Source organism: Kitasatospora arboriphila, assembly GCF_039528095.1.
GTDB lineage: Bacteria > Actinomycetota > Actinomycetes > Streptomycetales > Streptomycetaceae > Kitasatospora > Kitasatospora arboriphila.
In genome coordinates, this window is record NZ_BAAALD010000030.1 from 20,838 (window position 1) to 30,849 (window position 10,012).

General features: G+C 72.5%; 7 protein-coding genes. 6 read left to right on the forward strand and 1 reads right to left on the reverse strand.

Translation table 11 applies throughout. The features are described 5' to 3' along the window. Positions 1 to 325 precede the first annotated feature (325 nt). The gene (locus tag ABD353_RS17210) at positions 326 to 757 is read left to right on the forward strand and encodes an ASCH domain-containing protein (protein ID WP_344624486.1); all 432 of its coding nucleotides are present in this window, start codon (positions 326 to 328) and stop codon (positions 755 to 757) included. 63 nt (positions 758 to 820) lie between these two features. Then, complete coding sequence (locus ABD353_RS17215; protein WP_344624487.1) at positions 821 to 1,519, forward strand: VOC family protein; 699 nt, start codon at positions 821 to 823, stop codon at positions 1,517 to 1,519. 316 nt (positions 1,520 to 1,835) lie between these two features. Here the strand turns inward: ABD353_RS17215 and ABD353_RS17220 are convergent, their stop codons facing one another. Beyond that, positions 1,836 to 4,760 carry a glycosyl hydrolase gene (locus ABD353_RS17220; protein ID WP_344624488.1) on the reverse strand — a complete coding sequence of 975 codons (2,925 nt, stop codon included), beginning with the start codon at positions 4,758 to 4,760 and terminating at the stop codon, positions 1,836 to 1,838. Positions 4,761 to 5,128: 368 nt separating this feature from the next. Between ABD353_RS17220 and ABD353_RS17225 the strand changes: the two genes are divergently transcribed. The 4 genes from ABD353_RS17225 to ABD353_RS17240 all read left to right on the forward strand — a co-directional run bounded on the left by ABD353_RS17225 (position 5,129) and on the right by ABD353_RS17240 (position 9,797). After that, positions 5,129 to 6,436, forward strand: coding sequence for an ABC transporter substrate-binding protein (locus ABD353_RS17225; RefSeq protein WP_425555179.1), 1,308 nt, complete (start codon positions 5,129 to 5,131; stop codon positions 6,434 to 6,436). A 74-nt stretch (positions 6,437 to 6,510) separates the two neighbouring features. Further along, positions 6,511 to 7,482: a carbohydrate ABC transporter permease gene (locus tag ABD353_RS17230; RefSeq protein WP_344624489.1), complete on the forward strand. Its 972-nt coding sequence runs from the start codon at positions 6,511 to 6,513 to the stop codon at positions 7,480 to 7,482. A gap of 5 nt (positions 7,483 to 7,487) precedes the next feature. Beyond that, entirely contained in the window at positions 7,488 to 8,324 is an 837-nt protein-coding gene (locus ABD353_RS17235) for a carbohydrate ABC transporter permease (protein ID WP_344624533.1), read from the forward strand. A gap of 48 nt (positions 8,325 to 8,372) precedes the next feature. Next, positions 8,373 to 9,797 carry a GH1 family beta-glucosidase gene (locus ABD353_RS17240; protein WP_344624490.1) on the forward strand — a complete coding sequence of 475 codons (1,425 nt, stop codon included), beginning with the start codon at positions 8,373 to 8,375 and terminating at the stop codon, positions 9,795 to 9,797. Positions 9,798 to 10,012: the final 215 nt, after the last annotated feature.

The following is a 10,012-nucleotide window of genomic DNA, read 5'->3' on the forward strand; positions in this document are numbered from 1 at the left end:
GGGACGTGGAGGTGGGGCAGGGAAGGACCGCACGTACTCGAAGGAGCGAGAGCGCTCTCTTCGCGACCGGGGCGGCTCCGGTGGGCCCACACGCTACCGACGGGCCACCCCCGCCGACAATGCCGCCCCTCATCGACGCCAAGCCTCTGACCTGCGACGATACAAATCTCCGCAGTCCCTTAAGCGTCTCTTAGGGCCCACTTGACCTGTGGACATCATCCGCGGGGCCCACCGCACCGGAAATCGCTTGCCCGGCGACGGGTCCCGGGTGCGGCCGGGCCGGAATTCGAATGCCCACGACCGACCGCCGGGCTAGCCTGACCGGATGGACCACGACAGCCACGAGGGCCTGCCCAGGGCCGAGTTCGCCTTCCCCGGCCCGCTGCGCGACGCGCTCGTCGCGGCGATCCTGGACGGCTCCAAGACCAGCACCACCGGCCTGGTCGCGGAGTACGAGAAGCTCGGCGAGAGCATCCCCGGCCCCGGGTACCGGGAGGCCGTGGTCGACTCGGCCGGGCAGGTGGTCGCGGTGATCGAGCTGACCGAGGTGCGGATCGCCCCGCTCGCCGAGGTCGGGCTGGCGCACGCCGTGGCCGAGGGCGAGGGCTACACCTCGGTCGCCGAGTGGCGGGCCGGCCACGAGAACTTCTGGCACAGCCCGGAGTTGCGGGCCGTCCTGGAGGACCCGCACTACACCGTCGACGACACCACCCCGCTCGTCCTGCAGCGGTTCCGGCTGGTCGACCGCGTCAAGTAGTCCGCGGGCAGAAGTAGTCCGCAGGCAGAAGTAGTTGGTCGACGACCTGCTACGTTGGCGCGCATGACCGATGACGCGAGCGGAACCGGACGGATCAGGCCCCGGCACTTCCACGAGAGCGAGGGCGTGCAGGACTGGCGGGTGCTCGGCGAGGGCGCCTGCGCCTACTTCCGCACCGGGTCGTTCGCGGCCGGCGCGCAATTCGTCCAGGAGATCGGTGAGTTGGCCGGGGCGGGCGCGGACGCCCCCGACGTCGACCTGCGGCCCGAGGGCGTCACGGTGCGGCTGGTCGCGCTCACCGAGGACTACTACGGGCTGACCGAGCGGCACGTCGAACTCGCCCGGCTGATCTCGGCGGTGGCCCGCAAGCTGGAGCTTCCGGCGGACCCGTCGGCGGTGCAGACCGTCCAGGTGACCGTCGACGCCCTCACCGGGCCCGCGGTGGTGGCGTTCTGGCGGGCCCTGCTCGGCTACCGGGAGCGGGCCGGCAGCCCCGAGGACCTGGTCGACCCGCAGCGCCGCGGGGCGCCGTTCTACTTCCAGCAGATGGCGGAGCCCCGCCCGCAGCGCAACCGGGTCCACGTCGACGTCTGGGTGCCGCACGACCTGGCCGAGGCCCGGATCGCCGCGGCGATGGCCGCCGGCGGCCGTCTGGTGAACGACGAGTTCGCGCCCGCCCACTGGGTGCTGGCCGACCCCGAGGGCAACGAGGCCTGCGTCGGCGCGGCCGGCGGGCCCGACCCGGCGCCCGCCGGGCGGTAGGCCCTCTCTTTCGGATCTTGTCGGATCGGCGTGCGGCGGTGGGCGCCCGGCTGGGCGTGCCGGCGGATCGTCCTCGTCCTGGACCGTGTTCGGCCGATGCGCCGGTGCGTCCGGCCGGGGGCACCTCCCGGCCGAAGGCCGGGGGAGGATGCCCGGCGTCGCGCGCCCGGCAAGATCCGAAAGAGACGGCCCGGCCGGGACGGGCGAGAGCTCCCCGTCCGCCCCGGCGATGCGCGCGGGACGGACGGGGGGCGGGCGTTCGGGCGGTCGGCTCAGGGACGCGTGGAATCACTCCCACGCCCCCTGAAGCCCGGGACTAGTTGAACGGGATCCGCAGGACGGAGGCGCTGCCCTGGGTCTGGGTGGCGCCGACCCGCAGCTGGGCGGGGGCGCTGCCGATGGCGGACCAGACCTCGATCCGGACGGTGCCGTGGTCGAGGGTGCCGAGGGTGCCGGTGGCGGAGGCGAGTCCGGCCGCGGTGCCGGAGTAGCGCTCCCAGCCGGCGACCGGGTCGGTGGCGAAGTACCGGTAGGTCTCGACGCGTTCGAAGGTCCCGTCGCCGGTCAGGTCGTAGGAGATCCTGGCCTGCTGGCCGAGGCCGACGGCGCTGCCGGCGTCGACCCAGAGGTCGAAGTCGGTGGCCGCGCCGGGCTTCACGGTGCCGCTGAGGTTGCGGATCTCGTAGACCTTGGCCTGGTACGGGGTGCCGTCGTGGTTGGTGCCGCCCGCGGAGGGCAGCGTGTCGGTGGCGGCCGCGGTGCCGTAGGCGGTGGTCAGGGCGCCGCCGGGCTGCAGGTGGAAGGTGTTGCCGGTGGTGGCCGTCGCGGTCGGGGTGGCCGTCGCGGTCGGGGTGGGCGTCGCGGTCGGGGTGGGCGTCGGGGTCGGGGTGGGCCTGGGCGACGCGGTCGGCGATCCGGTCGGGGTGGGCGACGGCGTGACGCCGCCGGTGCCGCCGTCCTGCCGGCTGCCGCGCTCGCTGGCGGTGGAGCGGGCGGGCACGGTCAGCGCGTAGCCGTCCGAGAAGTGCACGGTGCGGGCGGTGGTGGTGTAGTTGTGCGCCACGTGGGTGCGGGTGCCGCCGCTGGTGAAGACCGCCGCGGTCGGGGTGTCGGCGGTGGTCGCCGGGTCGAGGGTGCCGAGCGAGGCCAGGTTGTGGATCCAGTGGTAGGTGTGGGCCTTGGACTCGCCCTCCTCCGGGGTGTAGCCGGCGTTCCCGGCGTCCCAGTCGGCCTTGGCGGCGGCCGGGTCTTCGAGGGCCTCGGTCTCCCAGAGGAGGTCCCGCCAGTCGGTGAAGGCGCCGCCGTTGTTGGCCTTGAGTTCGGCGAGGTTGGCGCGCAGGTCGTCCTGGCGGCGGCCGAGGTAGAGCGATCCGCCGTTGAGGGGCAGGAAGTTGATGCCGTGGATCATGCCGGGCGAGGCCGTCCACCAGGTGGAGTAGGCGGCGCCGCTGCCCCAGACCATGCCGACGGTGGCGTGGCCGAAGGTGCTCGGGAAGACGCTGTGGTCGGCGTCGAACCAGTACTGCTGAACGGCGTTGGCCTCGGTGGTGTACAGGTAGACGCCGAGGTCGCGCAGGGTGGTGTCGCCGGTGGCGGAGCCGTAGAGGATCAGCGCGGAGCTGAAGTTGAGGCCCTCGGAGGAGGACTCCTGGTTGTTGCCGGCGGCGAAGCCGGCGTGGCCGGAGGCCCAGCCGTGGCCCGCGTAGATGTCGAAGTTGCGCAGCAGCGGGAAGCGGTCGTCGGTGCGGTCGGCGTTGGCGGCGTCCTTGGCGAGCAGCTTGACCATGCCGCCCCAGGCGGAGTCGGCGGCCCAGGCCGAGTCGTAGCGGGCGACGGTGGCGGCGGCCTGGACGAAGTAGCCGTAGTGGAAGTGGTGGTCGTTGAGTTCGGCGTCGGTGCCGTAGGAGGCGGGGTAGCCGATCAGCGTCTTCCAGGTGGCGTCGTAGGCGAAGACGGACGAGCCGGTGCCCTTGAACCAGGTTTCGAGCTTGCCCTTGAGCAGGCCGATCAGCTTGTCGCGGGTGGCGGTGTCGCCGAGCTGGTCGGCGACGGGCACGAGCTGGGCGAGCCGGCCGAGGGCCTTGCCCGTCCAGTAGGTGTCGGTGGCGCCCTGCCACGGGTCGGCGGCGTTCGCCTCGGCCTTGACCATGGTGTCGAGCGCGGTGCGGTCGTAGGCGCCGAGGTCGGGCAGTGAGGGCAGCACGCCGGTGACGGCCTGCGCGGTGGTGAACGAGGTGCCCTCGCGGACCTTCATGGTGCCGCGCGGCGAGGTGTAGGAGAGGGAGGTCAGCGGGTCGGCGGTGGCCTGCCACTGGTGCGGGTAGAGGGCGAGCAGGGTGCCCGTCCCGGTGCCCTCCTGCGCGGTGGTGGTGGCGGTGTAGGTGGTGTTCAGCGTGCCGGCGGCCTCCTGGTAGGTCCAGGTGGCCTTGGTGTCGGTGACGAAGTTGTACGCGTAGGTGCGGTACCGGGCGAGGTCGGCGGGCGAGGGCAGCACGGCGACGGAGTAGTAGTCCTTGCCGCCGAGGGCGGCGGTGAGGGTGCTGCCGCTGACCGTCCAGTCGGTGCCGGTGGGGGCGAAGAGGCCGTAGTGGTGGCCGCCGACGGTGATGCCGAGGACGTTGCCCTGGTCGGAGAAGACGGTCGGGGTGCCCGCGGTGGTGATCTGGGCGGCGCCGCCGGTGGCGTGCGCGTAGACGTACGGCAGGCCGTGGCCGACGGTGGCGCTGAAGGTGTGGCCGCCGTCGGCCCAGTAGGGGGTGACCGTCCAGTCGGACCAGCCGTCGACCTTGGTGTCCGGGGAGTTGAGGCCGGCCACGCCGAGGGTGAGGTCGCGGGTGTGGGTGAAGTCGTACTGGCGCCCGTCGGAGGTGATGGTCGGCGTGGTGGGGTAGCCCACCTCCAGGCCGCTCGCGTTCGCCTTGAAGGTGAACGGGTGGGCGTACATGTTCTCGGAGTACGGGTTGCCCGCGTAGCGCTGGTAGATCAGCGAGGACCACCAGTCGTTGGTGGGGGCGGCCTTGCCGGCCGCCCGGGCGGTGACCTTGGGGGTGACGGGGGCGCCGTCGGAGTTGCTCGGCCCGACCGTGCCGGCGGGGCGGGTGTCGGCGTATCCGCCGAGGCCGACCGGGACGGTCGCGGCGGCGGCGCTGCCGGCGGCGACGGTCGCGGTGAGGGCGGCGGCGGCCGCCAGGGCGAGGGCGGTGACCGCCGCGGCCGGGCTGCGCAGGGATCTGAGCTTCATCGGGTCCACCTCGGGTGGGGGTGGGGGACGGGTGAGTGTGAGGGTGGGGTTTTGAAAGCGCTCTCAGCGATCGGACGGTAGGGCCGGATCCGACGGAGTGTCAATGCGCTGAACCGAATCCGCCGAACGGCCGCACCGAAGGCGGGAAAGGCCCGTAGGGCCAGGACGGAAGGCCGGGCTCCGAGGTTACGGTCAGGTTTCGACCCCTTGACGGCCACCCGCCGATCCCGGCACTCTCCTTGCATCGCTGAGAGCGCTCTCAGAAATGAGGCACCGGGCATCGACATGCCGGCGGCCCGCGGAGAGCGCTCGCTCGTCAGTGCTCCCCTTCGCAGACTCCAGCCACCCACCCCGTCCGGTCAGGAGACATCCCCATGCGCCCGTTCAGAGCCCGCCGTACGGCCGCCCTCGGCACCGCCGCCCTCGCGGCGACCATGTTGCTCACCGCCTGTTCCTCCGGCGGCACCGCATCGAAGGACGCCGCCGACGGCAAGGTCACGCTGACGATCGACCTCTTCGGCACCTTCGGGTTCAAGGAGACCGGCCTCTACGACGAGTACATGAAGGCCCACCCGAACATCACCATCAAGCAGTCCGACACCCAGGACGAGGCCCAGTACTGGCAGGCCCTGCAGACCAAGCTGGCCGGCGGCGGCGGCGTGGCCGACATCCAGGGCCTGGAGGTCGGCCGGGTGGCGAGCGTCGTGCAGAAGCAGGCCGACAAGTTCACCGACCTCAAGACCGTCGGCATCGGCGACGTCAACGACGGCCTGGTGGGGTGGAAGGGCGCGGCGATCAAGACCGCCGACGGCAAGGTGCTCGGCGCGGGCACCGACGTCGGCCCGGAGGCGATCTGCTACCGCACCGACCTGTTCAAGGCGGCCGGCCTGCCGACCGACCGCACCGAGCTGGCCGCCAAGTGGTCGACCTGGCAGGGCTACCTGGAGCTGGGCAAGCAGTACGCCGCCAAGGCGCAGCCCGGCAACGCCTGGACGGACAGCGCGGCGGGCATGTTCACCGCCGAGGTCGGCCAGCAGAAGGTGCGCTACTCCGACGAGGGCGGCAAGCCGGTGTACGAGACCAGCCCGGCGGTCAAGACCGCGTGGGAGGACTCCACCAAGCTGGTCGCGGACGGTCTGTCGGCCAAGCTGCCGCAGTGGACCCCGGAGTGGAACAAGGCCTTCTCCACCGGCAAGTTCGCCACGCTGAGCTGCCCGGCCTGGATGATCGGCTACATCAAGGGCCAGGCCGGCGACGCGTCCGCCGGCAAGTGGGACATCGCCGCGGGCCCGGGCAAGACCGGCAACTGGGGCGGCTCGTACCTGGCGATCCCGCGGACGGCCAAGCACCCGAAGGAGGCCGCCGAGCTGATCAAGTGGCTGACCGCCAAGGAGCAGCAGGTGAAGCTCTTCACCAAGCAGGGCTCCTTCCCGTCGAGCACGGCGGCGCAGGCCGAGATCAAGTCGGTCCAGGACCCGTACTTCAACAACGCGCCGATCGGCCAGATCTTCAGCGAGTCCGCGGCCGCGATGCCGGCCCAGGTGCTGGGCACGGACGACGGCGTGATCGGCAAGGCGTTCACCGACGCGCTGGGCGAGGTGGAGCGCACCAACACCGCTCCGGCCACCGCCTGGCAGCACGCGCTGGACAACGTCAAGAAGGCCAACGGCAACTGATGCTCCGGCAGTGACAGACGCCTGATCACCGGCCCCCGGCCCGTCCGGCCGGGGGCCCCGTCCGAGGACTCCCCATGGCCATCTCCTCTCCCCCGGCCCCGGCCGCCGGGCGGCGCCCCGGGCAGCCGGCGCCGGCCGCCGCGGCGCGATGGTCCGCCCCGCGTGCGGCGGGGCGGATCGCCCCGTACGGGTTCGTCGCGCCGTTCTTCGTCCTGTTCGCCGCCTTCGGGCTGTTCCCGCTGGTGTACACCGCGTACGTGTCGCTGCACCGGGTGGAGCTGCAGACCTCGGAGCAGATGGACTGGCTGGGCCTGCAGAACTACACCCGGCTGTTCGAGGACCACTTCTTCTGGAACGCGCTGGGCAACACCTTCACCATCGGTGTGCTGTCGACCGTGCCGCAGCTGCTGATGGCGCTCGGCCTGGCGCACCTGCTCAACTACAAGCTGCGCGGCCGGACGTTCTTCCGGGTCGCGATGCTGATGCCGTACGCGACCTCGGTGGCGGCCGCCACCCTGGTCTTCGCCCAGCTGTTCGGCCGCGACTACGGTCTGATCAACTGGCTGCTCACCTCGGTCGGCCTCTCCCCGGTGGACTGGCAGGCGAGCACCTGGGCCTCGCAGCTCGGCGTGTCCGCGATCGTCACCTGGCGGTGGACGGGCTACAACGCGCTGATCTACCTGGCCGGCATGCAGGCGATCCCGGGCGAGCTGTACGAGTCGGCGGCGATGGACGGCGCCTCGCGCTGGCAGCAGTTCCGCCACGTGACGATCCCCGGTCTGCGTCCGACGATCGTCTTCACCGTGGTGGTGTCCACCATCGGCGCCACCCAGCTGTTCGGCGAACCGCTGCTGTACGAGGGCAACTCGGGCGGCGGCATCTCGCACCAGTACCAGACCCTCGGCCTCTACATGTACGAGCAGGGCTGGACCTTCTTCCACCTGGGCCGCGCGGCGGCCGTGGCGTGGGTGATGTTCCTGCTGATCGTGGTGCTCGCCCTGCTCAACGCGGCGATCGCCGCCCGGCGCAACCGTACGGACCGGTGATCGAGATGATGCTTGCCAAGCGCTCCCCCCTGCAGGGCGGCCCGCTCGCGTACGCGGTGCTGGGCACTGCCACGCTGCTGTTCGTCTTCCCGTTCTACTGGACTGTGGTGGCGGCCAGCCGGACCAACTCCGAGCTGAGCGCGGCGACTCCGTCGCTCACCCCGGGGCCGAACCTGTTCCACAACTTCGGCGAGGCGCTGCAGCAGGCCGCGATCGGCACCGCGCTGTGGAACTCGCTGCTGGTGTCCGCCGCGGTGACCGCCGGCGTGGTGCTCTCCTCGACGCTGGCCGGCTTCGCCTTCGCCAAGCTGCGCTTCCGCGGCCGCGGGCTGCTGCTGGCCGTCACGGTCGGCACCATGATGATCCCGCCGCAGCTGGGCGTGATCCCGCTGTTCATGGTGATCGTGAAGATGGACCTGCAGAACAAGCTGCCGGCGGTGATCCTGCCCTCGCTGGTCTCGGCGTTCGGCGTGTTCTTCATGCGGCAGTTCCTGATCCAGGCGCTGCCGGACGAGCTGATCGAGGCCGGCCGGGTCGACGGCGCCTCGGCGCTGCGGATCTTCCGCTCGATCGTGCTGCCGGTGGCCCGTCCGGGCATGGCCGTGCTCGGCATGCTGACCTTCATGGCCACCTGGAACGACTTCTTCTGGCCGATCGTCGCGCTGAGTTCGCAGAACCCGACGGTGCAGGTGGCGCTGAAGTCGCTCGGCCAGGGGTACGTACCGGACCAGTCGGTCGTGATGGCCGGCACCCTGCTCGGCACGCTCCCGGTGCTGCTGGTGTTCGCGCTGCTGGGCCGGCAGATCGTCGGCGGCATCATGCAGGGCGCCGTCAAGGGCTGAGCCGCCCCCGCCCCCGTGCATCCCCAACCACTCTCCCCGGAAGGCGACATGTCCGTCGAAGCCCTCCCCTCCCCCGTCCGCACCGGTTTCCCGGCCGGCTTCGTCTGGGGCGCGGCCACCGCCGCCTACCAGATCGAGGGCGCCGCCGCCGAGGACGGCCGCACGCCGTCCATCTGGGACACCTTCAGCCGCACGCCGGGCAAGGTCCGCAACGGCGACACCGGCGACATCGCCGCCGACCACTACCACCGGTACCGCGAGGACGTGGCCCTGATGGCCTCGCTCGGGCTCGGCGCGTACCGCTTCTCGCTGGCCTGGCCGCGGATCGTACCCGGCGGCCGCGGCCCGGTGAACGAGGCCGGCCTGGCCTTCTACGACCGGCTGGTCGACGAACTGCTCGAGGCCGGGGTCGCCCCGGTGGCGACGCTCTACCACTGGGACCTCCCGCAGGAGCTGGAGGACGCGGGCGGCTGGACGAACCGCGACACCGCGTACCGCTTCGCCGAGTACGCGCAGGTCGCGGCCGAGCGCCTCGGCGACCGGATCGGCACCTGGACGACGCTCAACGAGCCGTGGTGCAGCGCGTTCCTCGGGTACGGCAACGGCATCCACGCGCCGGGCCGCACCGACCCGGCAGCGGCCCTGACGGCCCACCACCACCTGCTGCTGGCGCACGGCCTGGGCACCGCGGCGCTGCGCTCGGCGCTGCCGGCGGACGCCGAGGTGTCGCTGACGCTGAACCTGGCGGCCGTCCGCCCGCTGACGCAGGACGCGGGCGACCTGGACGCGGCGCGGCGGATCGACGGCCTGGCGAACCGGATCTTCCTGGACCCGGTGTTCCACGGCCGCTACCCGGCGGACGTGCTGGCGGACACCGCGGGGGTCACCGCTTGGTCCTTCGTCCACGACGGCGACCTGGCGGAGATCTCCCGCCCGATCGACTCGCTGGGGATCAACTACTACACCCCGACCGTGGTCGCCGCGGACGACCCGCAGAACCCGGCCGCCCGCCAGGACGGCCACGCCGGCGACCTCTCGCCGTGGCCGGCCGACCGCGGCGTGCGCTTCCTGCCCGCCGAGGGCAGCCGCACCGCGATGGGCTGGCCGGTGGACGCCGAGGGCCTGTACGAGCTGCTCACCCGGCTGCGCGACGACCTGCCGGGCCTGCCGCTGCTGGTCACGGAGAACGGCGCCGCGTACGAGGACTACTGCGACCCGACGGGTACGGTGCGCGACCCGGAGCGGATCGCCTACCTGCACGGCCACCTGGCCGCCGTCCGCCGGGCGATCGCCGACGGGGCGCCCGTCCGCGGCTACTTCCTCTGGTCGCTGCTGGACAACTTCGAGTGGGCGTTCGGCTACAGCAAGCGGTTCGGCATCGTCCACGTGGACTTCGCGAGCCAGCGGCGCACCCCCAAGGAGAGTGCGCGCTGGTACGCGGAGGTGATCCGGACGGGGGACCTGCCGGCCTGACGGGCCGGCCGAGAACGCCGTGCGGCTGCCGGGGGCTGTGGGGGCTCCGGCAGCCGCACGGGCATGTCCGCCCGCCCGGTCGGGGCGGGCGTCCGGCCGCCGGGCCCGGCGGGGGCCCGCGGCCCCCCCCCCCCCCCCGGGGGGGGGGGGGGGGGCGGGGGGGGGGGGGCCGCGGCCCCCCCCCGCCTGGTGGGGGCCCTCCCCCCCCTCGCCCC